This is a genomic window from Nocardia cyriacigeorgica, assembly GCF_010858045.1.
Taxonomy (GTDB): Bacteria; Actinomycetota; Actinomycetes; order Mycobacteriales; family Mycobacteriaceae; genus Nocardia; species Nocardia cyriacigeorgica_E.
This window is the reverse complement of the sequence record NZ_JAAGVC010000454.1, coordinates 1-226: the sequence shown is the minus strand read 5'-3', so window position 1 is coordinate 226 and position 226 is coordinate 1. Positions and strand designations below refer to the sequence as shown.

Below are 226 nucleotides of genomic sequence, written 5' to 3'. Positions count from 1 at the left end.
CCGGCTCAGGCCGGCATCGCGACCGCGGGGATTCAGGTGCCGAGCACGGCATTCATTATGGTGCCCGCACTGGTGGCGACCGTGCCGCCGATCATCGCGCCGGCGACCATCTTCGGCGACTCCAGACCGCCTCCGGTCCACTTCTCCCAGGCGAACTTGCCGCCCGCGTAGATGATGCCGCAGACCCCGGACAGCAGCACGAACCAGGTCAGGTAGCGGACGAGTT

At 67.7% G+C, this 226-nt stretch carries 1 pseudogene; it reads right to left on the bottom strand.

The features are described from left to right. Window positions 1–32: 32 nt before the first annotated feature. Window positions 33–226, bottom strand: a pseudogene (locus tag GV790_RS30445) (hypothetical protein); the annotation flags it as partial.